Here is a 26,254-nt window from a genome sequence, read left to right as displayed (position 1 = left end):
CCATCTCCTTGGTGTGGTCGGGCGCGACCTTGGGCGGGTCCACCCGTCGGAACCGAGGTGCCGGCCGTCGATGGGCAGGTCCTGTTCGGGGGCCCGCTGGTGGTCGCCGCTTACGGAGGATCTGGGGGCGAAGCCGCTTGTTCATCGCCGTTGTTGTGGATGCGTTGAGTGATGGTGCGTTCGAGACCGTCAAGGAGGGCGAGGAGGCCGAACTCCCGGGTGGTGGTGGTCGAGGGGATGGCCACGGCGGTGGCCAGCAGCGGGAAACGGCTGGCGTTGAGGAGTAGCAGGTCGCGCATAATGGGGGCGGCGCTGCCGTCCGTCCAGGTCTGGGTGCCTTGGGTGGCGGCCAGGTGGGTGGCGCGGATGTGGTGGGACACCATCATGACCGCGTCGAGCCGTTCGCGTTCGGTCAGGGGGGCGTCAGTGAGGGCGCTGAGGGCTCTTTCGGACCATGCGGTCTCACGTGGTCCCATGACGCGGTCGCCCACGGTGATCGACGGCAGCCAGGGGTGGCGCCGCCAGGCGGCGGACAGTCCGCGGGCGTACTCCTCCAGCTTGGCCCGCCAGCCGGCCGCCCCGCTCAGGTCGGGGGGTGTGCCGACCGCCGCCTCGATCATGATGGCCATCAGCTCTGTCTTGCCTTTGACGTAGCGGTACAGGGCCATCTTGGTGAGGCCGAGCTCGGCGGCGACCCGGTGCATGGAGACCGCCTCCAGGCCCTCGGTATCGGCGACCTTGACGGCGGTGTCGGCCAGCCGGGCGAGGTCGAAGGCAGGCCTGGGGCCTCTGGTGTGCGGCTTCCGCAGGCCCCACAACAGTTCGGCCAGTGCCCTTGGATCTTCGTTGGCCGACATGTCGCCTCCCACTTGCCATCCGTCAAAACTGTCTCTAGCGTACACAGTGTCCTGGGGACACAGTTAATCTCCGAACTAGGGAGCGGGCGGTGGCCGAGGGGCCACGCCGTTGAAGACAAGGAGTGGGCCATGTCCAAATCAGTGCTCGACATGTCGATGTCCCTCGACGGGTACATCGCCGATCCCAACGACTTTCTCGGTGGCGACGATGGCGAGCGGCTGCACAAGTGGGCTGACTCGGACCAGCATCCCGGGCCGGTCAAGCAGTTCCAAGACGAATGGAACGGGGCTGGTGCGATCCTCGCGGGACGGCGGACCGCTGAGCTCATGGACCACTGGGGCGGCTCTCACGGCGGTCTGCCGATCTTCGTCCCCAGTCACCGGCCGCCCGGCCCGGCCGCCCGGTGGGGCTATCCGCTGGTGACCTACGTGAACGACGGGATCGAAAGCGCGATGGCGCAGGCGAAGGCCGCCGCCGGGGAACGGGACGTCCAGATTCGTGGCGGTGCGTACACGGTGCAGCAGGCCCTCCAGGCCGGGGTGCTGGATGAAGTGCAGATCCATCACATTCCAGTACTCCTGGGCGCAGGGCGCCGGTTGTTCGACGTCCTGCCGTCGGAGATCGAGTTGGAGATCATTCAGGTGATCGACACCCCAGAGGCCACCCACATCCGCTACCGCGTCCGCCGCTGAGCCGATCGGCCACGGACCGGCCTGCTCTGCATCACCCTCCTGGTGCGCCTGCGCGCCGCCATCGCCAACGCAGAGCCCGGCACACTCGTGCACATCATCGCCACCGACCCGGCCGCGCCTCTCGACCTGCCCGCTTGGTGCCATCTGACCGGCCACACCTACCTCGGCCCGCTCCGGAACCGCCAGCAGCCCACCTACGCCCTGCGCGTCAGCGGCCAAGCCCGTCCAGTGGACCCCGACGCGCCCTGGCGCCCCGACAACCGCTGAGGCCGACCCGTGAACCGGTGGAAGCGCGACACGCGGGCCTGACGCCCCCACCTGGAGCGCCGTGCAGGCCCAGGCAGGCTGGGCAACTGGTCGTGCCGCGCCGCCTCAGAGTGCCCGGACCACCGCGCGATCGTTGACGTCAACGTCAGTCGTCCCACTCGGGCTCGTCCGGGTTTCGCAGCTCCCGCACGCCCCCGGGGCCGAGATCGGGCAGCGCGCCGAGGCCTCGGCATAGACATCGCTTGAGATGGCGGTGGAACTGGGTCAGCACGCACATGGTGCAGGCGTTCTCGTCCACCGTGCTGCCGTGCGATCCGGCCCGCAACACCAGCCGCTTCCACGACCCGCTCACCAGCGTGACGTCGATGTCGGCCTCGGTCACCTTCTTGCGGCCGTCCAGCAGCCGCGGCAGCGTCTTCATCGCGGCCGGCAGCCGCTGCGCCTCGGCGTTCGCGCCGAACTCGATCACCGTGGTCAGCGTCTTGAGGAATCCCGACACGGTGGCGATCCGCTCGGCCAGCAGCGCCCGCATCTGCCCATCGGCGTCGGCGTCCGGCGTCGGCGTCCGGCGGCGGCACCATGCCGGTCACCGCGGCCACCGCCTCCTTCAGCTCCCGGCGCGGCACTATCGCATCGCCCAACCTGTTTTGAGCAGTGGCGCCGGGTCAATGCGCCGCTGGACTACTCCGCGTCCCTGAAAAGACCTGGGTATACGGAGGTCTGCGTACCCGACGACATCGACCATGCCGCGCCTCACCACCGCCCAGAGCCGCCCGCGGCATGGATCGCAGGTATGCTCACCCGCAGCAGATCGTTTGGGCCCAGATAAGATGTGAGTTCGGAGGACGCTGATCACATGGCAATCGAAGGTCCGAAGACGACCGGCCCGGGGTCTATCAACGAAACCGAGAAACTGGTCCAGGCGAGGCTGGGCGGGCTCGAGATCCAGCAGGAGCGTATGGCCATGGTGGCGAATATCTACCGCGCCGCGGCCAGCATTCGCCAGCACGTGGAGAACTCGGTGCTGCGACCGTTGAACCTCACCTGGACAGGTTTCGTGGTGCTGTGGGTGGTGTGGATCTGGGGGGAGTCGGAGACCCGGCACGTTGCCGAGGAGGCCGGCATTTCCAAGGGCACCCTGACCGGCGTCGCCCGTACGCTGGAAGAGCGAGGGCTGCTCAGCCGCGCCGACCACCCGACCGACGGGCGGCTGGTGCTCGTCAGGCTCACGCGCGAAGGAGAGGAACTGATGCAGACTCTGTTCCCCGCCTTCCACGCCGAGGAGGCTTTCGTGACGGCACTGCTCGATTCGCAGGAGTGCAAGTCCGCTGCGGAATCGCTGCGCAAGGTCGTCCGGCAACTCGAGGAGAACGGCGAAGAGCGCCGCGGAGAGCTCTTGAACGGCAAGGACCTCGCGCCGCGGCGCAGTGGCCGGCGAGCCAGGAGCTGAGGACGCGGCCGCCGCCCCCGGCCTCGCCCCCGCGCCGCATCCGGGCAGGAACGAGACCGGGGGGCCGGAACTTTCTTGAGCGCCCGGGAGTCACCGCCGGTTGGTGAACCCGGCATCCACCGGCAGCATGATCCCGGTCACGTACCGCGCCTCGTCGGAAGCCAGCCACAGGACCGCGTTGGAGACGTCGACCGGTTCGACCGCCTCCACCGGCAGCGCGTTCGGCGGCATGCGCTGCGCTCCGGCGTCCTGAGCGACGAACTCCAGGATGGCGGGGTCGGTCACCATCCGGGTCGAGACCCCCGTCGGGTGCACGGAGTTGACCCGGATGCTGTGCTCGGCCAGGTTGTTGGCGTACGAGCGCATCAGCCCGACCACACCATGCTTGGAGGCGGAGTACCCGAGGCCGCCGTTGCTGGAGCCGCCGATGCCGGTGAGGCCGGCGGTCGAGCTGATGATGATGACGGAACCACCGTGATCGCGCTCGATCATCGAGGGGATGGCGACCTCGACCGTGTTGAAGGTGCCGGTCAGGTTGACGTCGATGACGTCCTGCCACGCCTGTGGCCGGTCCTCGATGAGCATCGGCGCGATGCCCGCGTTGGCGACCACGACGTCGATGCCGCCGAACTCCTTCACGCCCTCGTCGAAGGCCGCCTGCAGCGCCTGGCGGTCGCGGACGTCGGCCTCGCGGGCGATGATGCGCCGCCCGAGGACCTCGACCTCCTCCACCGTCGACTGGAGCTCCGCCGGTGTGGACAGCGGGTAGGGCACGGTGTCGATCGAACGGCAGATGTCCACCGCGACGATGTCCGCCCCCTCCTCCGCCAGCCGGCGCACATGGCTGCGCCCGAGTCCGCCCGCCGCGCCGGTGATGAACGCGGTCTTGCCTGCGAGTCGTCCCATGGGGTGTTCTCCTGCTCTTTCCGTATCGATCATCGTCGGCGTGCTCACTTGCCGCCCAGCAGTGCCGCCCACGGCGACTGCACATAGGTGAAGGTGGTCGGCGATCCCGTGAGGCCGGGTCCTTCCCAGACGGTGACGCGGGGAGCCGTCAGCGGGAGCAGCGGCAGGTCCTTCAGGAACTGGTCCTGTGCACGGAGGAGACCGTCCGCGCGCTTGGCCGGGTCGGTCTGGGCGCGGACATCCGCCAGCGCGCGCTGGACCATGGGGTTGTCATAGCCGTTGAAGTTGTAGACCCCGTCGGCGGCGATCAGGTCGTTGAGGTAGACGATCGGGTCGTGCACGATCGGCGCGTACACCGTGAAGAAGAGGTCGACGCCCTTGCGGGCCGCCGGGTCCGCGAAGAGCTGGGCGTACTGGTTCGGCTCCATCGGTTTCAGAGTGATCTTGAAACCGGCCGCCGCCGCCTGGCTCTGGACGGCGACCGCGGTCGGATTGGCCAGCGCGTCAGCCGCGGGGAGCGCGAGCGTCAGTGTCGGGGCGGGCTTTCCGGTCTCGGTGATGAGCTGCTTGGCGCCCGCGACGTCCTGTGCGGTGGAGATCCGGGCGGTGGCGTTCTTCAACGAGGTGCTGTCATCGCCGATGGAACCCGGCGGGATCAGACCGGCCAGGGGGTCCGCCGCGCCGTTGTAGATCTTGGCCGCGATGGCGTCGCGGTCGATCGACTTCGAGAGTGCCTGCCGTACCTTCGGATCGGCCAGGCTGCCCTTGGTGGTGTTGCTGACGACCAGCCCGTACATCTGTACCGCGTTGTCGGAGCTGCCGACGATCATCGTCCCCTTGCCGGAGCGCTGCAGGGTCGGGACGATGGACGGCGGGATGTTCCAGCCGCCGTCCAGGGTGCCACCGCGGAAGGCGTTGGCGAGCGTGGTGGGGTCCTGCGGCCAGGAGAAGACGACCGACCGCACCAGCGGCTTGAAGTCGGGCCCCCAGTAGTCGTCGTTCCGGACGATCTCCAGCGAACTCGCCGGATCCCATTTTCCGGTCCTGTACGGGCCGGTGCACATGACCCCTGCGGCGGGCAGGCCCCAGTTCTGGCCGGCCGCCTGGGCCTGCTTCTTCTGGTAGACCTTGCCGGCGCTGCCGGCGAGCTGGTCGTTGAAGATGATGTCCGGGGCCTTGAGCGTGATGGTGACCGTGTCGGGCGCGGTCGCCACCATCGACTTGATCTCGTTGCCGATGGTGGCGTTCTGCGCGCCGGTCGACCCTGTCGTATTGGCAGTGATGCTGTAGATGACGTCGCCGGTCGTGACCGGTGAGCCATCCCAGAATTTCGCGCCCGGACGGATCTTGTAGGTGAAAACCGTGCTGTCGGGATTGACGGTGAAGGTCGTCAAGCCGGGCTTGATCGAATAGTCCGGGTCGAGTCGGACCACGCTCTCACAGAGATTCGCGTTGACCATCAGCTCCGGGTAGTCGTTGAAGGCCGCCGAGACCAGCCCGAGCACCGGCCGGTAGAAGGTGTACCACTTGACCTGGTCGAGGGGCTTGGTGGGCGTCCCCGCGCGATAGACCTTGCTGCCGTTCTGTTCGACCTTCAGTGCCTGGCCGGTCTGACCGCCGCCGCATCCGGCCGTCACGCCGAGCAGCAATGCCGCGGCGACAGCCGTCCTCCGTCTGTGCATCTTGGGCATGCCAATGCCTTCCTCATATGGGCGCTTGGCGCGACGTCGGAATTGGCGATTCGACGTCCGCGATCACGGAATCGGTGGGCAGTCGTGCGCTCGGGGATTCCCTTTTGACGACTCTGGTGCTGGTGGCGGTCGACTGCTACCGTTTGGGGTCTTACGATCCCGTTAGTATCGGCACTCCCTCCGGAGCTGTCAATGAACTCCTCTGAACCGCTCCCAGCGAAGGAATCACCATGCTTCGCTACCTAGGCAAACAAGCCGCGACGCTCGTCATCCTGCTGTTCGTGGCGAGCGTGCTGATCTTCGCTCTTGTCTATCTGGCCCCCGGAGACCCGCTCAGCTCGCTGCTCGGCAACCGAACACCCGACCCGCAACGCGTCGCCCAGCTCCGCGCCCAGTACCACCTGGACCAGCCATTCCTCGAGCGGTACTGGCTGTGGCTCGGCAACGCTCTGCAAGGCGACTTCGGCACCTCGATCTCCGCCCAGACCGGCGTCTCGGGCCTGCTGCGCTCCGCCGCGCCCGTCACCCTCTGGCTGATCGTCTACTCGCAGCTGCTGGTGATCATCATCGGCACGACGGCCGCCGCGGTCGCCGCCCGCTTCAAGGGTGTGCCGGATGCGATCGTCGCGCTGGGCACCACCGTCGGAGCCACCATTCCGACGTTCGTCACCGCAGTCCTGCTCTCCACCGTCTTCACCGTGCACTTCCGCATCTTCCCCGCGACCGGCGCGGGAAGCGGATTCGTCGACCGGTTGTGGCACCTGACGCTGCCCGCCATCGCCTTGGCGATCGTCTCCTCCGCGATGCTGGCCCGGATCGGCAGAGCCGCGATGCGCGAGGAGATGGAAAGCCCGCACACGCTCACCGAGACGGCACGCGGCGTCCCGTACGGGCGGGTCTTCCGGCGTCATGTCCTGCGCAACGCCGCCCCGCCGATGCTCGCCGTCGTCGGCCTGCAGATCCCCGCCATGATCGCCGGCTCTGTCATCGTCGAGCAGGCCTTCGGCCTCAGCGGATTGGGCTCGCTGCTGCTCAACGGCGCCAACGCCCATGACTACCCCGTCGTACAAACGATCGCCCTGCTGATCGTCCTGGTCACGGTGATCACCGCGGTGGTCGTGGACATCCTGCAGGGAATGCTCGACCCCCGCGTCAAAATCGGAGCGAGATCGTGAGCATCACCCTGGAGGCACCCTCGAACACCGGGCGGACCGCGACCCGACGCCTCCGCCGGCTGCCGCCGCTGACCTGGGCCGCGATCGCGGTGATCGCCGTCGCCGTGCTCGGCGCGCTGTTCGCCCCGCTGCTGGCACCGCACAGCCCCACCGGCGGCGACATCCTCGACCAGTCGTTGCCGATGAGCGCGAGCCATCCGCTCGGTACGGACGCGGCCGGCAACGACATCCTGTCGCGGTTGCTCCACGGTGCCCGCCCCAGCCTGCTCGGACCGCTGTTCGTGGTCCTGCTGTCCCTGCTGGCCGGCGTGCCGCTCGCGCTGGCCTCCGCCTGGAAGGGCGGCTGGGTGGACCGCGTCATCGGCAGGGGGCTGGACCTGGTGTTCTGCTTCCCCTCGGTCCTGGTCGCCGCGCTCATCGTGGTGGTCGCCGGCCGCGGCCTGACCGCCGCGGTCGCCGCCATCGCGATCGCGTACATCCCGTGGACCGCCCGCATCACGCGCACCGCCGCGCTGCGCGAGCGATCCAAGCCGTACATCGTCGCCTGTTACGTCCAAGGCCAGTCGGCGCTGAGCATCGCGCTGCGCCATCTGCTGCCCAACCTGGCGCGGATGATCACCGCCCAGGCGACCATCTCCTTCGGTTTCGCCTTGGTCGACCTCGCGATGCTCTCCTTCGTGGGGCTGGGCATCGATCCGCCCGCGCCCGACTGGGGCGTCATGGTCGGTGACACCACCAGCATCGTCCAGGGCAATTACAACGGGCCCCTCGCGGCCGGGATGTGCATCGTGCTGCTCGGCCTCGCCTTCACCTTCCTGGGCAACACGATCTCCGACCCGGACAAGGAGGACTGACCATGGCCCTTCTGGAACTCCATGACCTCGCGGTGTCCGCCGGGCGCCGGCGTCCCCTCCTCGAACGCATCACCCTGACGGTCGACAGTGGCGAGGCACTCGGCCTGGTGGGCGAGTCCGGTTCGGGCAAGTCGCTCACCGCCCGCGCCATCCTCAAGGTCTTCCCGAACAACAGCCAGGTCAGCGGCCGGGTTACCTTCGACGGCGACTCCGTGCTGGACATGGACGCCTCCGCGCTCCAGCGTTACCGCCGCACCCAGGTGGCGATGATCTTCCAGGACCCCTTCGCGGCCATCAACCCGTTGCGCAGCATCGGCGACTTCCTGGCCGAGGGCCTGCGGATGTCCCAAGGCCTGAACCGGCGGGCCGCCGAGGAACGGGCCGTCCAGCTCTTGGACTCCGTCGGCATCAGCCGCGCCCGCACCCGGCTGCGCCATTTCCCTCATGAGTTCTCGGGCGGCATGCTGCAGCGCGTGATGATCGCCAGCGCCCTCGGGTCCGGCGCCCGGCTGATCCTCGCGGACGAGCCGACCACCGCCCTGGACGTGAGCATCCAGGCCGAAGTTGTCCTGCTGCTCGACGAACTGCGCAGAGAAAACGACCTGGCACTGCTGTTCATCACCCATGACCTCGACTTGGCCGTCGCGATCTGCGATCGCATCGCGGTGATGTACGCGGGCCGCGTCGTCGAGGACCGTCCCGCGGTACAGCTGTACGACCAGCCCCGGCACCCGTACACCGCCGCGCTGATCGGCTGCCGCCCCGCGGTGGACGAGCGCGTCGACAGGCTCGCCTCGATCCCCGGCAACCCGGTGTCCGCCGCCACCGCGCCGAACGGCTGCTCCTTCAACGACCGGTGTTCCCACGCGGTGGACCTGTGCCGCCTGGAACTGCCCGACCTGACGGCCGAAGCGGAGGGACGAGTGCGCTGCCACCGCTCCGTGGAGCTCGCCGAGACTCTCGTATCCGGACGCAGGTGGACCGCATGACCGTGCAGCAGACGCACCACGCGAACGAGCCGCGGGCGACCGGGACCGCGGTCGTCGAGGCGACCGGCCTGCGGAAGACGTTCCGGCTCGACCACCGGGAGTTCGTCGCGGTCGACAACGTCTCCTTCGACGTCCTGCGCGGCGAGTGCCTCGGCCTCGTCGGCGAATCGGGCTCCGGCAAGACCACGGTCGCCAAGCTGCTGCTGGGCATCGAACGGCCCGACGCCGGCCGCATCACCGTCAACGGCCGACCACGCGACCACGGGGTGACCAAGGCGCGGGAACGGCGGCGGCGGGCCCGCGAGACGCAGATCGTCTTCCAGGACCCGTACACCTCCCTCGACCCGCGGCAGAGCGCGCACCAGGCGGTCATGGAGGTGCTGCGGCTGCACTTCGGCGAGCTCAGCGGGGCGCGGCGCGAGAAGCGGGCCGGCGAGCTGCTCGACTCCGTCGGTCTGGACACGCGCCGCCGCCACGCGCTGCCGATCAACCTCTCGGGCGGGCAGCGCCAGCGCATCGGCATCGCCCGGGCCCTGGCCGCCGAACCGGATGTGATCATCCTCGACGAGGCCGTGTCCGGACTCGACGTGTCCATCCAGGCCCAGGTCCTCAACCTGCTGGCCGACCTCCAGGCCGAAACCGGGATGTCGTACATCTTCATCTCGCACGACCTCTCGGTGATCCGCCAGCTCGCCGACCGCGTGATCGTCATGCGCGACGGCACGATCGTCGAACGCGGCCAGACCGCCAAGGTGTTCGACGACCCCCAACACCCCTACACCCAGATGCTCAGGGCCGCGGCACCACGGCCCGGCTGGCGCCCCGAACGGCGCGCTGCCGAGAGCCGCCCGCAGGCCACCTGACCCGCAGGCAAGGAGACCACATGAAGCAATACGCGGACATCATCTATGTCAACGGCAGGGTCCTGACGATCGATGAGAACTCCACGGTGGCGGAGGGACTCGCCATCGCCGGCGACGAGATCCTCGCGGTCGGCGAGCGCCACGAGATCGAGCGGCTCGCCGGTCCGGACACCCGCGTCGTGGACATGCGCGGCGGCACCCTTCTGCCCGGCATCAACGACTCTCACCTGCACGCCATCAGCTGGGGACTCACCCGCCCGCCGCTCAGCCTCGACGTGAGCTATCCGGCCGTCACGTCGATCGCCGACATCACCAGGGTCGTCGCCGACGCGGTTGCCCAGGCCGAGCCCGGGCAGTGGATCGTCGGCGCGGGCTGGGATCTCGGATATCTCGAAGAGTGCCGCGAGAATCCGGACCGCATGCCGACCCGGCATGACCTGGACGCGGTCAGCCCCGACAACCCCGTCCATCTGCAGGATTTCTCCTACCACACGATCTGGGTGAACAGCAGGGCCCTGGAGCTGGCCGGGATCGACGAGAACACCGTGCCGCCGCCCGGCTCGACCATCCTCACCGATGACGGCGGGCGGCCCACCGGCGTCCTCAGCGAGGGTGCCCAGCACGCGATCGCCGCGCTGCTGCCACCCCTGGACGACGAGGTGCGCGAGGCCGCCGTGCTGTCGGCGGTCGCCGAGCTCAACGCGCTCGGCATCACCAGCTTCACCGAGCCGGGTCTCGGCCCCGGCGACAAGAGCGGCGGCATGGGAGAGGGCGGGCTGGCCACCTACCATCGGCTGCTGGAGGAAGGACGCCTCAACGCTCGCGTCACCGCCCTGCTGCTGCCGGTGTCCATGTCCAGCTCCTACGCGGACTTCGCAGCCGAGCTCGACGCGATGACGGTGCCGCCGGCCAAGGACCCTCGCATGGTCAACGTGGTCGGCGTGAAGATCCTCGCCGACGGCATCCCGCCGAACAAGACCGCCTGGATGCACGACCACTACGTGAGTGGTGGCTGCGGTGAGCTGACCGTCGCCGGTGAGACCGACGAGGAGCGGGTCGCCCAGCTCAACCAGATGATCGCGCACGCACACCGGGCCGGCTACCAGGCCGGTGTGCACATCACCGGCGACCGCGGGATCGACGCCGTGGTCGACGCCTTCGCCGCGGCTGTGAACGAGCATCCGCGCCAGGACTCCCGTCACTACGTCATCCACGGCGATTTCCTGACCGCGCGAAGCATGCGCATCTGCGCGGAGTACGGCTTCGGGGTGAACATGAACCCGACCATCAAGTGGACCATCGCCGACCTGGAGGAGCAGTTCGTCGGCGCGGAACGCGCCGCGTACGAGTGGCCCTACCGCGACGCGATCGACGCCGGCATCAACGTGGCCAGCGGCTCGGACGCCCCGGTCACCGCACCGGACTGGTTGCAGGGCGTCTCGACCATGATGCTGCGCGAGTCCAAGGCGAGCGGCAAGGTCAGCGGCGCGGACCAGTGCATCACCCTGACCGAGGCACTGCGCACCTACACGGCCGCCGGTGCGTGGCAGGACTTCGCCGAGGACTGGAAGGGCACCCTGGAACCGGGCAAGGTCGCCGACCTGTGCCTGCTCGATCAGGACCTGCTGTCCCTGGATCCGCATGACATCCCGCGGGCCACGGTACGGATGACCGTCCTCGGCGGCCGGGTGATCCACGAGCGCGAGAGCTGATCCATGGACAACATCATCGACGCCCGCGTGTGCCCTCCGATCGAGGCCTTCGTCAACGACCGGACCTGGGCCGATCTCCAGGGCACCCTGCGGGGCGTGCGCGAGCGTGGATGGACGGTGCCTCCGTCGATGGCGGCACCGTCCATGGACGCCTATCTGAGCGACTGCGCCGCCGCGGGAGTGCGGCAGGCCGGTCTCGCCGCTCGTGTTCCGAACGATCTGTGGGGCGGCCAGGGGAACGACCCCGTGTTCGCGGCGGTCGAGGACAGGCCGGAGTTCTTCCACGCCTGCGGTGCCGTCGACGCCTTCGACCCGGATCCCGAGGTCACCATCGCCCGGCTCCGGGCCCGCGGCGCGCGCGGGATCGTCGTCGAGCCCGGACTCGCCGGCACCCCCGTACACCTCGATGACCCCGTCGTCGATCCCGTCTACGACGCCTGCCAGTCCGCGGGTCTCCCCCTGCTCCTGATGGGGGGCGGTGAGACAGGACCCGACCTGTCCTACAGCGATCCGCTCAGGCACGAGCGGGTCGCGATCCGGTTCCCGCGGCTCGACATCATCTATGTGCACGGTGGCTGGCCCTTCGTGCAGGAGGCTCTCGGGGTGGCGTTCCGCCGCCGCAATGTGTGGATGATGCCCGATGTCTACTTCCCCGGGCTGCCCGGGGAGCATGACTACCTGCTGGCCATGCGGACCTACCTCCAGGACCGCTTCCTGTTCGCGAGCAACTATCCCTACTGCCCGCTGCCGGAGATCGTGGACCGCTACCACGGGTTCGGCCTGCCCGACGACGTGCTGGGGAAGGTCCTGCACGACAACGCGGCCCGGGTCTTCGGGCTCGAACCGAGGGTTGTCTAACGGCAAGAATCCGTCCATTCCGCGAGGAAGGCCAAATGCCGCCTCACGGAGAAACCTCAACTTTGACATGAGGATGATGTGGTCAACACCAAAACCCCCGCCGGCGCCGCTCGAGTCCGGGTCCTCGGCGGCCCGACCGCGCTGATCGAGATCGGGGGCCTGCGGCTGCTGACCGACCCCACCTTCGACGCTCCAGGGCAGTACGAAGTGGGGCCCGGCCAGTTCCTCACCAAGACGGCCGGCCCGGCCGCCGCCCCTGCCGAGCTCGGCCCGGTGGACGCTGTACTGCTGTCGCACGACGAGCACCCCGACAACCTCGACACCTCCGGGCGCGCGCTGCTGGGCACCGTCCCGGTGGTGTTCGTCACCGAGAGCGGCGCCCAGCGGTTGGGCGGCAATGCCCGCGGCCTGGCCCCCTGGCAGTCCGCCCAGCTGTCCCGCCCGGACGGCGGCACGCTGACGATCACCGGCGTCCCCGCACGGCACGGCCCCGAGGGCTGCGAGCCCTTCACCGGCGATGTGATCGGGTTCGTCCTCACCGCCCCTGACCTGCCCACCGTCTACGTCAGCGGCGACAATGCCGCACTGGAACCGGTCGAGGCGATCGCCGAACGATTCGGCCCGGTCGACACCGCGCTGCTCTTCGCCGGGGCGGTACGCACTCCCCTGTTCGACGGTGCGCTCCTGACCATCGACGGCGCGATGGCGGCTCAGGCCGCCGGCATCCTCGGCGCCCGTCGGGTGGTCGTCGCCCACGTCGACAGCTGGGGCCACTTCACCGAAGGGCGTGCCGAATTCGACGCCGCCTTCGCCGCGGCCGGACTGACCAGTCTGCTCGCCGACTGATACCGCGCCTTTCCGCGCGCAATGCGCTACCGAGACCCCGGGTTCCGATCTATTCGCGTCTCCCGGGGTCTCCGCATTTCCTTTCGGCTTTGTCTCGCGGCCTTTCCCGGTCAGCCGGAGAAATAACGAGGCGAAATCGAGGCGTCCCGAGGCCTTGCACTCCCGTTCACAGACGCATACTGTTTGGACACAAACGAGGCACCACAAAACCACGGATGCGCCCTTTAAGGAGTATGCGAGTGAAAAGAAGAAATCTGATGACATTGGGAGCGGGGCTCGCGGTCCTGACCCTGGCGCCCTCGGCCACACCGGCGAACGCGTCCGAGAGGAAGGGAACCTCGGAGAAGGTCAAGATCAGCGTGACCGTCCACAAAGGCGGGTTCGCGACGGTCAACTCCTACATCCTGTCGAACGGCCGGTCGCTGACCGTCATCGACGTCCAGCGCACGAAAGCGGAAGCCCAGAAGCTGGCAGACCAGGTGCGGAGGCTCGGCCTTCCGCTGCGGCAGGTGCTGATCACACACGGCCACACCGACCACTTCGCGGGAATGCCCCTCTTCCGAGACCAGTTCCCGCAGGCACGCATCCTCGCCGCCAACAAGAACATTCGTCGCGACATCAAGGACTACGCCGTTTACATGGACGGCCTCGGCGCGCTGGACGAATCCCTGCGGCCGAAGTCTCGCTCCTTCCCTCAGGGCTTCGACTACGAGCATGACATCAAGCTGCTCGGCGGGAAGAAGCTCCACCTCCAGGGCGGCGGCAGCTGCGAGGTGGAGACGGACTACCCGGCGACCGAGGCGCACTACATGACGACGGTCTACTGCCCGTCGAACAACGCCCTGTTCCTCTCCGACCTCGCCTACAACAAGGTCCATCCGTGGATGGGCGACGACATCACGCTCGACCGCGTGGCCGTCTGGCGAGAAGAACTGGGAAACCTCCGCGACAGATATCGATCGCTGAACCCGGTCGTCTATCCGGGCCACGGCGACCCGGGTGACCTGTCGATGCTCAACGAGCAGATCGGCTATTTCGACAACTACCTGCGGATCGTCAGGAGCGCCAAGAACATCGATGACGCCACCGCCCGGATCACGGCGCTCTACCCGGATTACAAGGAGGCAGACTTTTTCCTCCACTGGAGTCTGATCAATCACATGTCCTGAGTTCTCTCGAAAGGAGAAACGCAGTATGAGAAAGGCCAGAAGAAGGCGCCCTGGAGTTTTAGGCGCGGCATGCCTGCTGGTTTCCGGCCTGCTGGGAATCGCAACTCCGTCAGCGGCCCATGCCGTAACGCCGACCTGTGCCACCGGGACCAACAGCAGCCATGTCACCGCGGGCCGTGCCAACAACTATGGCTACTTCATCACCACCGGCGGCGACTACCTGGGGTACGACGGCAACGCGACGACGACGCTCCTCAAGGGGCTGAACTCCTGGGATTCCACGTTCTGGTTCCTCGACACCAACAACCTGTGCCCCGCAGCGGCCCATCCCCCCACCCTGAACAGCATGAGCGTCGCGGTCAGCGGCGTGAACGCGACCGTCACCGGCACCGCCTCCGACGCCGACGGAGATCTGGCCAAGGTCGTCGTCCGACTGGGCAGCAACGCCCCGGTGACTGCCACCGTCGACGCGAGCGGCAGCTGGTCGACCATCCTTTCCGGGTTGGCGAACGGAAGCTACTCCGTCACCGCCAAGGCGGTCGACGCGCAGGGCCGGGAGAGCGCGACACAGACCACGACGTTCACCATCCCGGCGTCCGGCGGCTGCAGCCCGCTGACCTCGGCGCAGCGCACGGCACTGAGCACCAGCGCCATCTCCTGGATCCAGGCCAACGCCACCGGTCTGGACAGCTACACCATGACGTACTGCGGTGAGACCATCGCGGACCGGTACTTCCGTGGCGGCGCCAACGTTCAGCACGAAATGCAGTCGGCGACGAAGACCATCACCGCCCTGGGCATCGGCGCCCTGATCAAGGCCAAGCCCGAACTGTTCGACCAGACGAACCCGTACCAGACCAAGCTGAAGGATCTGCTGCCGGCCTCGTACGCTTCGCTGTTCACCAACAACGGCAACGTCAACAAGGCCGACATCACCCTCGAGAACGTGCTGACGATGTCCAGCGGTCTGTCCTGGAACGACGGCATCAACACAGGCACCGGCAAGTCCGACTTCGAGGAGATGGACGGCGTGACCGACAGCGTCGCCTACATCCTGAGCCGGCCGAGCCGCCCCACCAAGCAGAAACCGCTGGGGCAGTTCTTCTACAACACCGGCAACGCCCACCTGCTGTCCGCCATCATCCACCACAACACCGGTGGCACCGTGGGGGCGACGGCGGAGTTCATCAAGCAGAAGATCCTGACGCCGATGGGCATCAGCGACTTCAAGTGGTCGGTGCACCGTGAAGAAGCCAACGGCGGCAACCGTACCCTCGGTGACGGCATCAACGAGGGCGGGCGCGAGTCCTACTTCACACCTGCCGACTTCCACAAGCTCGGCCGGCTGGTCCTGAACAAGGGCAACTGGAACGGGTCCCAGCTGGTGCCGGCGGACTTCCTCAAGTTGATGACGACCAAGCACGTGCAGCAGCTCTACGCGCGTGGATTCCCCGCCGATTCCACGATCCCGGCGACGACGCCGAGCTGGTACGGCTTCCAGATGTGGATCGAGGACCAGTCGGAGTACGGCCTGAGCCACCTGACGGCCTTCCGCGGCTGGGGGAACCAGGACACCTTCATCTGCAGGAACAACAACTTCGTCCTGACCCTGACGGGCAACGTGCCGGATGCCGCACCGAACTACACAGCGGTGCAGAACCTCATGAAGAACGTGATCGCGCCACAGTTCACCAACAAGGTGTGCGGCGTGGTCGAGTGACCTCGAGTCTCCGCTGATGGACCTCCGGCCGCTCGCCGCGGGATGACCATGCGTCAGCGGCCAGCCGCTTCCACCAGCGCGTCGAAGATCGCTTGCTGGGTCGGGTCCTCGTGCGCCCTGTCCTCCGGATGCCACTGCACGGCGGCGAACCAGGCGCGGCCTGGGAGCTCGAGGGCCTCGACGGTGCCGTCGGCGGCCCAGGCGGTCGCCACCAGGCCCTCCCCCAGCCGGTCCACCCGCTGGTGGTGATAACAGGAAGCGGCCACCTTGTCTGATCCGACAGCCCGCGACAGCAGGGAACCGCCGGCCACGACGACGGGCTGGACGACGTGACGGTGTTCCCGACCGGGTCCGCCCATGTCCTGGTCGAGGCTGCCACCCAGGGCGACGTTGACGACCTGGAGGCCGCGGCAGACGGCCAGCAGGGGCACGCCCGCCGTCAGGGCCTGCCGTGCCACTTCGAGATCGAATCCGTCCTGTACGTCGTCCACGTCGTAGACGCTCTCATGCGTATCGACGGCCCCGTAGCGGCGAGGGGCGAGGTCTCCGCCGCCGGGCAGCAGTACTCCGTCGAACCGGGCGAGCCGGAACGCGACCTCGGCCGGGTCGGCGACGCCTCCAGGCGCGTCGGGATGGAGGGAGACCGGCTCTCCGCCCGCCCGCCAGACGGCCTCGACCAGCGCGCGGGCGGTGACCTCCGCGGAGTACCGCAGGGCTGATGCGGAGGCGGAGAAGCGGGCGGGGATCGCTATCAGGGGACGGGTCACAGCTGGATCCAGGTGGTCTTGAGTTCGGTGTACTTCTCCAGGGCGTGGACGGACTTGTCACGCCCGTTGCCCGACTGCTTCATCCCGCCGAAGGGCACGGTCAGGTCGCCCTCCTCGTAGCAGTTGACCCAGACCGTCCCCGCCCGCAGAGCACGCGAGACGCGGTGTGCGGTCGACAGGTCGGACGTCCACAGGCCGGCCGCGAGGCCGTACTCGGTGGCGTTGGCCAGCGCCACGGCCTCGTCGAGGTCGTCGAAGGCCAGCACGGACAGCACCGGGCCGAAGATCTCCTCTCGGGCGAGCCGCTGCCCCGGGTCGACCTGGTCGAAGACAGTGGGCTCCAGGTAGCTGCCCCCGGGCACGGGTCGCGCGCGACCGCCGCCCGTCCGCAGCCTGGCCCCCTCCCGCACCCCCGCGCTGATGTGACCGAGCACCCGCTCCAGATGGGTCTCCCCGACGAGCGCACCCATCTCGGTGGCCGGGTCGAGCGGGTCGCCGACCCGCAGCTGACCGGCGCGTCGCACGATGGCCTCGGTGACCTGATCGGCGACGGACCGGTGGACGAGGAGCCGCGACGGCGCGGTGCACATCTCGCCCTGGTTGAAGAAGATCCCCCACGCGGCGGTGGCCGCCGCCTTGTCCAGGTCGGGGGCGTCCGGGAGGATGATGTTGGGCGACTTGCCGCCCAGCTCCAGCCAGACCCGTTTGAGATTGGAGTCGGCCGCATACCGCAGGAAGTGGCGTCCCACAGCGGTGGAGCCGGTGAAGGCGACGACATCCACGTCCGGGTGCAGCCCCAGTGCCCGGCCCGCCACCGGCCCGGCGCCGTTCACCACGTTCAGCACGCCCGGCGGCAGCCCGGCCTCACCGGCGAGCCGGCCCAGCAGCAGCGCCGACAGCGGCGACCACTCCGAGGGCTTGAGGATGACCGTGCACCCCGCCGCCAGCGCGGGCGCGATCTTCCATCCGGCGAGCGTCAGCGGGAAGTTCCATGGGACGACCGCGCCCACCACCCCGGCGGGTTCCCTGGTGACCAGCGCGAGCGCGTCCGCAGGGGTGTGGGGGGACTCGTCGGCGACCTTGTCGGCGAGCTGCCCGTACCAGCGGAAGGTGGCGATGACGGCGCGCAGCTCGATGGCGTAGGCATCGGTGATCGGCTTGCCCATTTCCAGGCTGATGGTGAGGGCGAGCTCTTCGCGGTGTTCCTCCAGCAGATCGGCGAGACGGATGAGGATCCGGCCGCGCTCGGCGGGCGCCAGCCTCGGCCAGGGGCCGGAGTCGAAGGCGCGGCGCGCGGCGGCGACGGCCGCGTCCACTTCGGCGGCTCCGGCATCGGCCACGTGCGTCAGCACCCTGCCGTCACGCGGCGCGACGACGGGAAACGCGCCGCCCGAGCCCGCTTCCTCGGAGCCGCCGATCAGATGCGCACCGCCGGGATTGAGACCTTCGGCGCGCTTCGACCAGTGCTCATGGGTCATCTCCAGCATGTGGGGCCTCCCGACCACCTAGTCATGTTTGGCTCCAAATGACATATCATCGAGTCTCCCCCGCCCCGTCCAACGACCTCGGAAGGAGACCGCCATGCGTGCGCTCGTCCTGCGGCACGATCACGCCTCACAGCCCGGACTGGTCGGCGACCGGCTCATCGAGCGCGGGTACGACCTCACCACGCTGACCGTCGTTCCGGAGGAGCGCTTCCACTCACCTGACGTGACATTCGCGTTCCCGTCGGCCGCCGAGTGGGATCTGGTCGTCTCCCTCGGCGCGCCCTGGTCCGTGTACGACGAGGAGACGATCGGAACCTGGATCGCGGGCGAACTCGCCCTGCTGCGCGAGGCGCGCGATCTCGGCGTTCCCGTTCTGGGCATCTGCTTCGGCGCGCAGGCCCTTGCCACGGCGTTCGGCGGATCGGTGGAGCCCGCGCCATTCCCGGAGCTCGGCTGGACCGACGTCCAGAGCGACATCCCCGACCTCGTCTCATCCGGTCCGTGGTTCCAGTGGCACTACGACCGGTGCGTCCTGCCGCCCGGAGCGGTGGAGATCGCCCGGAACGTGGCCGGCCTCCAGGCGTTCGTCGCCGGACGCAGCCTCGGCGTCCAGTTCCATCCAGAGATCACCGCGCCGGTCCTGCGGGCCTGGCTCGACCTGGACGGCGGGACCCTCTGCGCCCGGCTCGGCATCGACCCCGACGAACTGGTGTCGCGCACCTTGGCGGAGCGGCCCCAGGCCCTGGCCAGGACCGCCGAGCTGGTCGACGCCTTCCTCGACCGGATAGCCTTGCCCGTCGGCTGACCAGGCGCTACCGGCGCGGAGGACGAATCCCGCGGAACTCCCAGTCGCCGCCGAGCGCCGTCGAAAGGACCTCCTCGGACTCCGTCGGCTGAGCGCCGACGTCGGTGCGGACGGCGGCCGGCCCGGCCACCACGTGATTGGTCAGCCTGCCGAGCCCCTCGACCTCGACCTCGACGACGTCGCCGGGCCGGACGGGACGGGAGTTGGCCGGGGTGCCCGACAGGAGCACGTCTCCCGGGTACAGGGTGATGGTGCGGGCGATGTCGGCGACGAGGTAGTGCATGTCCCAGGTCATCTCGTCGGTGGAGCCGTCCTGGACCACCTTCCCGTTGACAAGGGTGCGCAGGCTCCTGCCGCGGAAGTCCCAGTCGGTGACGAGCCCCGGGCCGAGCGGGCAGAGCGTGTCGGAGCCCTTCACGCGGAGCATCGACCCGGCGTCGGTGTCGCGGAAGTCGTGCAGGCCGAAGTCGTTGGCCACGGTGTAGCCGGCGATGTACTCCCCCGCGTCGTCCGGTGCGATGTTCCGCGCGGTCTTCCCGATGACGATCGCCACCTCCCCCTCGTAGTTCAGCCACTTGCAGCCGTCGGGCCGCACGATCGCGCCACCGTGGGCGTTGAGGGACGAGGTGGGCTTGTGGAAGTAGGTCGGGGTGCCCCCGAGCTTGATCTGGAACTCCTCGACCCGGCTTCGGTGGTTCAGATGCACCGCGATGATCTTCGACGGAACGACCGGCGGCAGATGGCGGGCCTCCTCGACCTTGATCCGGCGACCGTCCCCGGCAACGAGTTCCTCCCCCTCCCGGACCGTCTCGACGACGACGCCGTCAAGCAGGATGCGGCGGTATTCAGGCATGTCAGACCTCCTGGGTGTGGCGGGGAGCGGTCCAGCCGCCGGCTGGACGGTCGAACCAGAGATGGGCCTGGCCGGTGCCGATGGAGTTCTCGTACTCCCCGTACTGGCGGGCGGGCGCGGTGCATGCCCCCTCCCCGAGAGCACCGGCGAGCATCAGGTAGTGGAAGAACTTCGCCTCGGGCCTGTACTTCCAGAACTCGTCCATGGTCTGGAGGACCCGGTCGTGGCGGCCCTCCTTGAACCAGGCGATGCGCTGGTGGTCGGCCTCGCGCGCCTCGGGGGTGAAGATGTGCGCGGGGTCGCTCGCCTCGTGGGCGCGCAGCTCGCGCAGCGGCCAGAAGGTGTGCGAGAGCGCGCCGGAGGCGACGAGCAGGACACGGCGGCCGGGGGTGGCGGCGATGCCGTCGGCCAGGGCGCGGCCAAGGCGCAGGTGGTCTTCGAGGTCGCCGGTCTGGCAGACGCCGATGGTCACCCACCGCTTGTCCGGGAGCCCCTCGCCGAGGAACTTCCAGAGGTTGATCGTCGCGTAGTAGATCGGCAGGTAGGGGTCGTCGATGGGGGTGATCCAGGTGCCGCGTTCAGCGCCGAAGGAGGCGATGTTGCGGGCGAGCTCAGGGTCACCGGGGAAGTCGTAGGGCATGCGGCACATGCCGCGCGGCAGCTCCTCCGATGTGAACAGGCCGGCGCGCCGGTCCTGGGCGGTGACGACGAATTCGACGGTGGTGGCCCAGTGGGAGTCGAGTACGACGACGGTGTCGTAGTCGTCCCGGTCGAAGACCTCGGCGCGCAACCGGTGCAGCCCGGTGACGAGGGTGATCTCCTTGCCCCCGTTGAGTTCCAGGCGATCGGCCTCGGGCAGCACGATGGTGGGGACGTGGGCCAGCAGGCCTGCGCCGACGATCTCACCCATGCCGAACCCCCTCGGTCGGTGCGGTCACGGTGTTCTTGAGGTCGCAGTAGAAGTCGAAGCTCCAGGTTCCGCCCTCGCGGCCGACGCCGGACTGGCGGGCGCCGCCGAAAGGTGCCCGAAGGTCGCGGACGAAGAAGCAGTTCACCCATACGGTGCCCGCCACGAGCCGGGCGGAGACCCGCTCGGCGCGCTCGGGGTCGCCGGTGGCCAGCGTGGCCGCCAGTCCGAAGCGGGTGTCGTTGGCCAGGGCGACCGCTTCGTCCTCGGAGGCGAAGGTCTGCAGGGTCAGGACCGGGCCGAAGACCTCCTCCTGGACGATCTCGCTGTCCTGGGCGACGTCGGTCAGGAGCGTGGGGCGGTAGTAGAGGCCGCCGAGGTCGGTCTTCGGGCCGCCGCCGATGATCGCGCGGGCTCCGGCGTTCAGGGCACGCCGTACAAATCCGTCGATCTTCTCCACCTGGCGGGGGTGGATGTTGGGGCCGATGTCGGTGGCCGGGTCGCGAGGGTCGCCCTGGGTCAAGGCGGCCGCCTTAGCGGTGAAGCGGCGGGTGAACTCCTCCGCGATCGTCTCCTCCACGAGGATCCGGGTGGCCGCCAGGCAGACCTGTCCGGCGTTGTCGTACTGCTCGACGGCCAGATCGACGGCCAGGTCGAGATCGGCGTCGGCGAAGACCAGCAACGGCGACTTGCCGCCGAGCTCCAGGCTCAGCGGGGTGAGGTGGTCTCCGGCCGCGACGGCGATGCGCCGGGCGGTCGGCACCGACCCTGTGAAGCTGATGCGGCGTACGTCGGCATGCGTGACGAGCGCCTCGCCCACCTCGGCCCCGTAGCCCTGCACGATGTTGAGAACTCCGGCGGGCAGCCCGGCCTCGGCGGTGACGTCCGCGAGCAGCGAGGCGGTGAGCGGCGTCCACTCGGCGGGCTTGAGGATCACGGTGTTCCCCGCCGCGAGGGCGGGGGCGATCTTCCAGGTGGCCAGCATGAGCGGTGCGTTCCACGGCGTGATGAGCACGCACGGTCCGGCGGGGTCCCAGCTGACGTGGTTGGTGTGCCCTCGGGTCTCGAAGTCGTCGTGGCCGAGGTCGAGCAGCCGGTCGGCGAAGAAGCGGAAGTTGTGGGCGACCCGCGGCATGACGCCCCGGCGGTGGGAGCGCAGCAGAGCGCCGTTGTCGGAGGTCTCGACGATCGCGAACTCCTCGAGGCGTTTCTCGACGCCGTCGGCGATCGCGTGCAGGAGGCGCGCCCGCTCGGCGCGGGGCGTCGCTGCCCAGCCGGGGAAGGCCGCCGTGGCGGCGGCGACCGCGGCCGTGGCCTCCGTCGCCGTGCCGCGAGCGATCTCACCCAGGACGCTGCCGTCGATGGGCGAGACGTCGGTGAAGGTCTCCTCGGAGGCGACGCGTGCGCCGCCGATCCAGTGCCGGGTGTCGACCGCGACCCCGGCGACCGTGGTGATGTGGTCGGTCATGCCACCCTCCTGTTGATGAAAAGCATGTTGAAGCGCACGGTCACTCGGCTCCGGAGGTTCCGGACGCCAGCAGCCGGCCGCCGTCCCAGACGACGCCGACCTGCCTGTAGTAGGCGGCGATGGGCTCACGGATCTCCAGCCGGGACAGTTCCTCGGTGGGCGCGTCGAACAGTTCCAGCTCGGCGTCGCCGACCCATGGCCGGCCGCCCTCGAAGGAGGCGGCGCCCGACTCGATCAGCTCGTCGAGGGCCAGTCCCCTGCCCTTCTCGACAGACGGCAGCCAGCGGTGGTGGGCCATGGGGTGGCCGTTGACGAACCCGTTGGTCTCGGCGGGTTCCCGCAGGGTGACCACCGTCTGGGCCAGCCGCCGGTCGGCCGCCGCGAGGGTCGCGCCGAACCGGGCTCCTGCCTCGATACGCGGTGCGGGCCCGTAGGGGTGGGGGCGGGTCTGGTGGATCGAGCCGAGCTTCTTCGGGTAACCCTGGTGCAGGCCCCGTGCGATCGCGAAGTCCTTGTCGACCCAGATGTAGACGCAGCGTGAGTACGTCCGCCCCTGATAGGAGCAGCGCACGACGACGAACGCCTCCTTGTACTGGGAACGCACCGGATCGAGCAGTTCCGTTCCGCCGGTCGAGCAGGACTGCCAGTCGGCCCAGATCAGCGCGACGGCCCCAGGGTCGTCCTCGGCCGGCTCCAGCGGCGCGGGCAGCAGCTCGCGCACCCGATCGGGGTCGGTACGGTACTCGACGGTGAGCAGGTCACCGGAGTACAGCCAGGGCGGCGAGGGGATCAGCGACGAGCCGCCGCTCGCCGACTTGGGATGGAAATAGCCACGCAGGGCGGTCATCGGGGGACTCCATGAGCGGTGAGAACGAGCTGTCCGAGCAGTTGGGCGCGGTATCGGGAGGCGGCCAGGGCGGCAGGAGCGCCGCCGAGCGCCACCACGCCGACCAGACCGCCGTCGCGGTGGTAACCGGCGACGAAGTCGCCGTCCGGAGTGCCCTCCAGGACCCGCACGTCGTCCCTGCCCAGCACCGGCAGGCCGAAGGACTGGAGCCGGAAGTCGTGCTGATCGCTCCAGAACGTGGGCAGCGGCGCGAACGGACCGGGGAACGGCACCGCGCCGGTCAGCTGGGCGACGAGAGCCTTCGCGGCGTGCTTGGCGGTCTCAGTCGGCATGGACCAGTGCTCGACACGCCGTGCTACGGCGTCGTAGCGGGCGTTGGGGTGACGGGCGACATCGCCGACCGCTACGACGTGCGGCAGACCACCGACTCGCAGCCGGTCGTCGGTGAGGACTCCGTCGGTGAGATCGAGACCGTTCCCGTCGAGCCACTCGGTGTTCGCGACGGATCCGACCGCCTCCACGATCACATCGGCGGCGAGTACCGTGCCGTCGTCCAGGACCACCGCCTCGGCACGGGCGTCGCCCTGGAAGCCGTCGACGCCCCGGCCGAGCAGGAAACGGACCCCACGATCGGTATGCCGACGGAGCAGGGCGTCTCCCAGGAGCTCGCCCAGAGGTCCGGCCATGGGCAGTGGCAGCGGGTCGACGACCGTCACCTCCGCGGCGCCGAGGCCGGCCGCCGTGGCGGCCACCTCGCAGCCGATGAACCCGCCGCCGATCACCACGACCATGGCTCCCGGGCGCATCAGTTCGGCGCGCAATGCCTGGGCGTCGTCGAGCGTCCGCACCGTGTGGCGGCCGTCGCGAGGCCCCGGGCAGGCCAACCGCCGGGGTCGCATGCCGGTGGCGATCACCAGCCCGTCGAAGGTGAGTTCCGCGCCGGTATCGAGCACGACGACGCCCTCCTCCAGCCGGGCCGCGGTGACGGCGGTGCCGAGGCGCCACTCCACATCGGCGACGCCGGCCTTCGGGGTGAACGCGAGGGAGTCGAAGCCCGCCTTTCCGGCCAGGACCTCCTTGGACAGGGGCGGCCGGTTGTAGGGCATGTGGGGTTCGTCCCCCACAACGGTGATCATTCCGGCCCAGCCCGCGGCGCGCAGCTGCTCGGCGGCGCGCAGGCCTCCCAGAGAGGCTCCAGCGATGACGATCCGGCCACTCATCGTGGTCAGTCCTCGATCCGGATGGCTTGGAGGGGGCAGACATCCGCCGCCTCCTCGACCTCTTCGCGCAGCGCGTCATGGGGATCGCTGACGTAGGCCAGCCGACCGTTCGCGTCCATCCGGAAGACGTCGGGAGCGGCGAAGACGCACTGTCCGTGGTCCTGGCACTTGCTCATGTCGACGATGACCCTCATTGCCGGTCCTTCCCAAGGGGCGAGAGAAATGGAGAAGGGCCCGCCCGCGGACATTGCCGGGACCGGGCCCTGGCCACCGGGGCGACTCGACCCCAAACTCGTTTGACTCCAAATAAGATAAGGAGGACCCGACACCGGGTCAAGACGTCCGGATGGATAGATTTTCTGTATCCCTCCCCTTGCGAAGGAGGGTCATCATCTTTAACGTTTGGCTTCAAACGTCCTGTCGGACCGACGCTCGTCTCCACGTCCGGCTGGCGTCTCCCCCATACATCCGCCTAGGAGACCCGGTGAGCGCACCAGAGAACCCCGACGTCAGACAGCACCTGGAACGACTCACCGCCGAGGGCATCGACGTGGTCCGGGTGACCTATCCCGACCTGATCGGCGTCGACCGCGCCCGGGACGTCCTGGTCGACCAGTTGCCCACCGCTCTCCGGCATGGCCTCGCCTTCTGCCGGGCGGTCTACCACACCACTCCCCAGGGCGACGTGGTCCCGGTGGCGGGCGGGCTCGACGCGGGACTGCCGGACGTCATCGTCCGCCCTGACCTGGACACCCTCGTCAGCCTGCCGTGGGAGCCGGGCGTCGCGTCGTGCCTCGGAGAGGTCGAGGACCCCCGCACCGGGTCGCCCGCGCCGGAGTCACCGCGCGACCTGCTGCGCACCGTTCTGGCCCGCTGCGCGGAACACGGACTGCACCCGGTGGTCGGGCCGGAACTGGAGTACTTCCTGTGCGAGCCCGACCCGGCCTCGCCGGCCGGATGGCGCCGCTACAGCGAGGTCTCCGGCGCCGTGTACACGGCGGGCCTGCGCGCCGATCCCGACAATCACCTGCTGCGCACCCTGCGGATGCTGCGTGACCTCGGCATCGGCGTCACCAGCGGCAACCACGAGTTCGACGGAGGCCAGATCGAGATCAATCTGACCCACTCCACCGCGCTCGACGCCGCCGACCGCGCCTTCCGTTTCAAAGCGGCCGTCAAGGAGCTCGCCCGGCAGGAGGGAAAGCTCGCCACGTTCATGGCCAAGCCGTTCAACGACGCCGGCGGATCTGGCTTCCACCTGCATTTCTCCTGCGAGGACGGCGACGGCACCAACACCTTCGACGACCCTGCGGCCCCCTACGGACTGTCGGCCACGGCCCGTCACGCGGTCGCCGGAGTCCTCGCCCACGCGCCGGCACTCGCCGCCCTGCTCAACCCGAGCATCAATTCCTACAAACGGTTCGGGCCCGACACCCTCGCGCCCTGGCTGATCGACTGGGGCCTCGACAACCGCAGCGCCATGCTCCGCGTCCCTCCGGAACGCGGCCCAGGCGCCCGCTTCGAGCTGCGCCTGGCCGACGCCGGAGCCAACCCGTACCTCTTGATCGCGGGGACGGCCGCCGCCGCGCTGCTGGGCGTCCTGGCGGGTGAGGAACCTCCCGCCCCGCTCGAAGGCTACGGCTACGACACCGCCAAGGCCGCGGTCCTCCCCATGAACCTTCCCGCCGCGCTCGACGCGCTGGAGGCCGACGCCCTGCTCGCCGACGTCATCGGCGTGGACGCCGTCGCCGCCTTCCTCTCCTACAAACGCGAAGAGGTCGCACGCTTCCAACGGCACGTCACCGACTGGGAGTTCACCGAATACGCCTACCACCTGTGACGCCGAAGGA

26 protein-coding genes are annotated in these 26,254 nt (G+C 69.0%); 14 read left to right on the top strand and 12 right to left on the bottom strand.

Annotation, left to right across the window (positions count from 1 at the left end; all coding sequences use genetic code 11):
- Positions 1-110 precede the first annotated feature (110 nt).
- Positions 111-857, bottom strand: coding sequence for a TetR/AcrR family transcriptional regulator (locus tag H4W80_RS60215; protein WP_225963241.1), 747 nt, complete (start codon positions 855-857; stop codon positions 111-113).
- A 129-nt stretch (positions 858-986) separates the two neighbouring features.
- Here H4W80_RS60215 and H4W80_RS04900 point away from each other — a divergent pair, with 129 nt between their 5' ends.
- Positions 987-1,550: a dihydrofolate reductase family protein gene (locus H4W80_RS04900; protein ID WP_192783973.1), complete on the top strand. Its 564-nt coding sequence runs from the start codon at positions 987-989 to the stop codon at positions 1,548-1,550.
- Positions 1,551-1,571: 21 nt separating this feature from the next.
- Positions 1,572-1,817 (top strand): sulfurtransferase TusA family protein, encoded by a 246-nt coding sequence (locus tag H4W80_RS04895; RefSeq protein WP_192793276.1) that lies wholly within the window; start codon positions 1,572-1,574, stop codon positions 1,815-1,817.
- 145 nt (positions 1,818-1,962) lie between these two features.
- Here H4W80_RS04895 and H4W80_RS04890 read toward each other — a convergent pair whose 3' ends face one another.
- Complete coding sequence (locus tag H4W80_RS04890; RefSeq protein WP_192783972.1) at positions 1,963-2,349, bottom strand: hypothetical protein; 387 nt, start codon at positions 2,347-2,349, stop codon at positions 1,963-1,965.
- 324 nt (positions 2,350-2,673) lie between these two features.
- On the opposite strand from H4W80_RS04890, the gene H4W80_RS04885 reads away from it, so the two are divergent.
- Entirely contained in the window at positions 2,674-3,267 is a 594-nt protein-coding gene (locus H4W80_RS04885) for a MarR family winged helix-turn-helix transcriptional regulator (protein ID WP_192783971.1), read from the top strand.
- Between the two features lie 90 nt (positions 3,268-3,357).
- Here H4W80_RS04885 and H4W80_RS04880 read toward each other — a convergent pair whose 3' ends face one another.
- Both H4W80_RS04880 and H4W80_RS04875 read right to left on the bottom strand, forming a co-directional pair.
- Positions 3,358-4,173, bottom strand: a complete 816-nt coding sequence (locus H4W80_RS04880; protein WP_192783970.1) for a mycofactocin-coupled SDR family oxidoreductase — start codon at positions 4,171-4,173, stop codon at positions 3,358-3,360.
- A gap of 44 nt (positions 4,174-4,217) precedes the next feature.
- Positions 4,218-5,855: an ABC transporter substrate-binding protein gene (locus tag H4W80_RS04875; RefSeq protein ID WP_192783969.1), complete on the bottom strand. Its 1,638-nt coding sequence runs from the start codon at positions 5,853-5,855 to the stop codon at positions 4,218-4,220.
- Positions 5,856-6,094: 239 nt separating this feature from the next.
- On the opposite strand from H4W80_RS04875, the gene H4W80_RS04870 reads away from it, so the two are divergent.
- From H4W80_RS04870 to H4W80_RS04830, 9 genes are all read left to right on the top strand, one after another.
- Positions 6,095-7,039, top strand: a complete 945-nt coding sequence (locus H4W80_RS04870) for an ABC transporter permease (protein WP_192783968.1) — start codon at positions 6,095-6,097, stop codon at positions 7,037-7,039.
- Positions 7,036-7,893 (top strand): ABC transporter permease, encoded by an 858-nt coding sequence (locus tag H4W80_RS04865; protein WP_318786702.1) that lies wholly within the window; start codon positions 7,036-7,038, stop codon positions 7,891-7,893. Before H4W80_RS04870 ends, H4W80_RS04865 begins: the two co-directional genes overlap by 4 nt.
- 2 nt (positions 7,894-7,895) lie before the next feature.
- The gene (locus tag H4W80_RS04860; protein ID WP_225963240.1) at positions 7,896-8,882 is read left to right on the top strand and encodes an ABC transporter ATP-binding protein; all 987 of its coding nucleotides are present in this window, start codon (positions 7,896-7,898) and stop codon (positions 8,880-8,882) included.
- Positions 8,879-9,745 carry an ABC transporter ATP-binding protein gene (locus H4W80_RS04855; RefSeq protein WP_192783967.1) on the top strand — a complete coding sequence of 289 codons (867 nt, stop codon included), beginning with the start codon at positions 8,879-8,881 and terminating at the stop codon, positions 9,743-9,745. Before H4W80_RS04860 ends, H4W80_RS04855 begins: the two co-directional genes overlap by 4 nt.
- A gap of 20 nt (positions 9,746-9,765) precedes the next feature.
- Positions 9,766-11,457 (top strand): amidohydrolase, encoded by a 1,692-nt coding sequence (locus tag H4W80_RS04850; RefSeq protein ID WP_192783966.1) that lies wholly within the window; start codon positions 9,766-9,768, stop codon positions 11,455-11,457.
- 3 nt (positions 11,458-11,460) lie between these two features.
- On the top strand, positions 11,461-12,315 hold the full coding sequence (locus H4W80_RS04845) for an amidohydrolase family protein (RefSeq protein ID WP_192783965.1): 855 nt from the start codon (positions 11,461-11,463) through the stop codon (positions 12,313-12,315).
- Between the two features lie 78 nt (positions 12,316-12,393).
- A complete protein-coding gene (locus H4W80_RS04840) occupies positions 12,394-13,161 on the top strand; it encodes an MBL fold metallo-hydrolase (RefSeq protein WP_192783964.1) in 768 nt (255 codons plus the stop codon).
- A gap of 257 nt (positions 13,162-13,418) precedes the next feature.
- A complete protein-coding gene (locus H4W80_RS04835) occupies positions 13,419-14,330 on the top strand; it encodes an MBL fold metallo-hydrolase (RefSeq protein ID WP_192783963.1) in 912 nt (303 codons plus the stop codon).
- 25 nt (positions 14,331-14,355) lie between these two features.
- The gene (locus tag H4W80_RS04830; RefSeq protein WP_192783962.1) at positions 14,356-16,050 is read left to right on the top strand and encodes a serine hydrolase; all 1,695 of its coding nucleotides are present in this window, start codon (positions 14,356-14,358) and stop codon (positions 16,048-16,050) included.
- Positions 16,051-16,103: 53 nt separating this feature from the next.
- On the opposite strand, the gene H4W80_RS04825 is transcribed toward H4W80_RS04830, so the two are convergent.
- Together H4W80_RS04825 and H4W80_RS04820 are read right to left on the bottom strand one after the other, a co-directional pair.
- Entirely contained in the window at positions 16,104-16,817 is a 714-nt protein-coding gene (locus H4W80_RS04825; protein ID WP_192783961.1) for a gamma-glutamyl-gamma-aminobutyrate hydrolase family protein, read from the bottom strand.
- A complete protein-coding gene (locus H4W80_RS04820; protein ID WP_192783960.1) occupies positions 16,814-18,304 on the bottom strand; it encodes an aldehyde dehydrogenase in 1,491 nt (496 codons plus the stop codon). Before H4W80_RS04820 ends, H4W80_RS04825 begins: the two co-directional genes overlap by 4 nt.
- Positions 18,305-18,398: 94 nt before the next feature.
- On the opposite strand from H4W80_RS04820, the gene H4W80_RS04815 reads away from it, so the two are divergent.
- Positions 18,399-19,109 (top strand): type 1 glutamine amidotransferase, encoded by a 711-nt coding sequence (locus H4W80_RS04815; protein WP_192783959.1) that lies wholly within the window; start codon positions 18,399-18,401, stop codon positions 19,107-19,109.
- A 7-nt stretch (positions 19,110-19,116) separates the two neighbouring features.
- On the opposite strand, the gene H4W80_RS04810 is transcribed toward H4W80_RS04815, so the two are convergent.
- From H4W80_RS04810 to H4W80_RS04785, 6 genes are read right to left on the bottom strand one after another with little or no spacing between them, the layout of a single operon-like run.
- On the bottom strand, positions 19,117-19,962 hold the full coding sequence (locus H4W80_RS04810) for a fumarylacetoacetate hydrolase family protein (RefSeq protein ID WP_192783958.1): 846 nt from the start codon (positions 19,960-19,962) through the stop codon (positions 19,117-19,119).
- Between the two features lies 1 nt (position 19,963).
- Complete coding sequence (locus H4W80_RS04805) at positions 19,964-20,872, bottom strand: 3,4-dihydroxyphenylacetate 2,3-dioxygenase (protein ID WP_192783957.1); 909 nt, start codon at positions 20,870-20,872, stop codon at positions 19,964-19,966.
- A complete protein-coding gene (locus tag H4W80_RS04800) occupies positions 20,865-22,337 on the bottom strand; it encodes an aldehyde dehydrogenase (protein WP_192783956.1) in 1,473 nt (490 codons plus the stop codon). The genes H4W80_RS04805 and H4W80_RS04800 overlap by 8 nt, the downstream gene beginning before the upstream one ends.
- 40 nt (positions 22,338-22,377) lie before the next feature.
- Complete coding sequence (locus H4W80_RS04795; RefSeq protein WP_192783955.1) at positions 22,378-23,184, bottom strand: acetoacetate decarboxylase family protein; 807 nt, start codon at positions 23,182-23,184, stop codon at positions 22,378-22,380.
- On the bottom strand, positions 23,181-24,404 hold the full coding sequence (locus tag H4W80_RS04790) for an NAD(P)/FAD-dependent oxidoreductase (protein ID WP_192783954.1): 1,224 nt from the start codon (positions 24,402-24,404) through the stop codon (positions 23,181-23,183). Before H4W80_RS04790 ends, H4W80_RS04795 begins: the two co-directional genes overlap by 4 nt.
- Before the next feature lie 5 nt (positions 24,405-24,409).
- Entirely contained in the window at positions 24,410-24,598 is a 189-nt protein-coding gene (locus tag H4W80_RS04785) for a ferredoxin (protein ID WP_192783953.1), read from the bottom strand.
- Positions 24,599-24,888: 290 nt separating this feature from the next.
- Here H4W80_RS04785 and H4W80_RS04780 point away from each other — a divergent pair, with 290 nt between their 5' ends.
- Positions 24,889-26,244, top strand: coding sequence for a glutamine synthetase family protein (locus H4W80_RS04780; RefSeq protein WP_192783952.1), 1,356 nt, complete (start codon positions 24,889-24,891; stop codon positions 26,242-26,244).
- The last annotated feature ends 10 nt before the right edge of the window (positions 26,245-26,254 follow it).

It is taken from the genome of Nonomuraea angiospora (genome assembly GCF_014873145.1).
Taxonomy (GTDB): domain Bacteria; phylum Actinomycetota; class Actinomycetes; order Streptosporangiales; family Streptosporangiaceae; genus Nonomuraea; species Nonomuraea angiospora.
The sequence above is the reverse complement of the archived record's forward strand: the minus strand, read 5'-3'. Positions and strand labels throughout refer to the sequence as shown.

Bases quoted from the DNA above. Each gene is read 5' to 3' on its own strand.
- H4W80_RS04800 (WP_192783956.1), bottom strand. From the start codon at position 22,337: ATGACCGACCACATCACCACGGTCGCCGGGGTCGCGGTCGACACCCGG.
- H4W80_RS04815 (WP_192783959.1), top strand. From the start codon at position 18,399: ATGCGTGCGCTCGTCCTGCGGCACGATCACGCCTCACAGCCCGGACTG.
- H4W80_RS04875 (WP_192783969.1), bottom strand. From the start codon at position 5,855: ATGCACAGACGGAGGACGGCTGTCGCCGCGGCATTGCTGCTCGGCGTG.
- H4W80_RS04830 (WP_192783962.1), top strand. From the start codon at position 14,356: ATGAGAAAGGCCAGAAGAAGGCGCCCTGGAGTTTTAGGCGCGGCATGC.
- H4W80_RS04790 (WP_192783954.1), bottom strand. From the start codon at position 24,404: ATGAGTGGCCGGATCGTCATCGCTGGAGCCTCTCTGGGAGGCCTGCGC.
- H4W80_RS04900 (WP_192783973.1), top strand. From the start codon at position 987: ATGTCCAAATCAGTGCTCGACATGTCGATGTCCCTCGACGGGTACATC.
- H4W80_RS04885 (WP_192783971.1), top strand. From the start codon at position 2,674: ATGGCAATCGAAGGTCCGAAGACGACCGGCCCGGGGTCTATCAACGAA.
- H4W80_RS04785 (WP_192783953.1), bottom strand. From the start codon at position 24,598: ATGAGGGTCATCGTCGACATGAGCAAGTGCCAGGACCACGGACAGTGC.
- H4W80_RS04795 (WP_192783955.1), bottom strand. From the start codon at position 23,184: ATGACCGCCCTGCGTGGCTATTTCCATCCCAAGTCGGCGAGCGGCGGC.
- H4W80_RS04860 (WP_225963240.1), top strand. From the start codon at position 7,896: ATGGCCCTTCTGGAACTCCATGACCTCGCGGTGTCCGCCGGGCGCCGG.
- H4W80_RS04835 (WP_192783963.1), top strand. From the start codon at position 13,419: ATGACATTGGGAGCGGGGCTCGCGGTCCTGACCCTGGCGCCCTCGGCC.
- H4W80_RS60215 (WP_225963241.1), bottom strand. From the start codon at position 857: ATGTCGGCCAACGAAGATCCAAGGGCACTGGCCGAACTGTTGTGGGGC.
- H4W80_RS04810 (WP_192783958.1), bottom strand. From the start codon at position 19,962: ATGCCTGAATACCGCCGCATCCTGCTTGACGGCGTCGTCGTCGAGACG.
- H4W80_RS04805 (WP_192783957.1), bottom strand. From the start codon at position 20,872: ATGGGTGAGATCGTCGGCGCAGGCCTGCTGGCCCACGTCCCCACCATC.
- H4W80_RS04870 (WP_192783968.1), top strand. From the start codon at position 6,095: ATGCTTCGCTACCTAGGCAAACAAGCCGCGACGCTCGTCATCCTGCTG.
- H4W80_RS04880 (WP_192783970.1), bottom strand. From the start codon at position 4,173: ATGGGACGACTCGCAGGCAAGACCGCGTTCATCACCGGCGCGGCGGGC.
- H4W80_RS04855 (WP_192783967.1), top strand. From the start codon at position 8,879: ATGACCGTGCAGCAGACGCACCACGCGAACGAGCCGCGGGCGACCGGG.
- H4W80_RS04850 (WP_192783966.1), top strand. From the start codon at position 9,766: ATGAAGCAATACGCGGACATCATCTATGTCAACGGCAGGGTCCTGACG.
- H4W80_RS04845 (WP_192783965.1), top strand. From the start codon at position 11,461: ATGGACAACATCATCGACGCCCGCGTGTGCCCTCCGATCGAGGCCTTC.
- H4W80_RS04820 (WP_192783960.1), bottom strand. From the start codon at position 18,304: ATGCTGGAGATGACCCATGAGCACTGGTCGAAGCGCGCCGAAGGTCTC.
- H4W80_RS04890 (WP_192783972.1), bottom strand. From the start codon at position 2,349: ATGCGGGCGCTGCTGGCCGAGCGGATCGCCACCGTGTCGGGATTCCTC.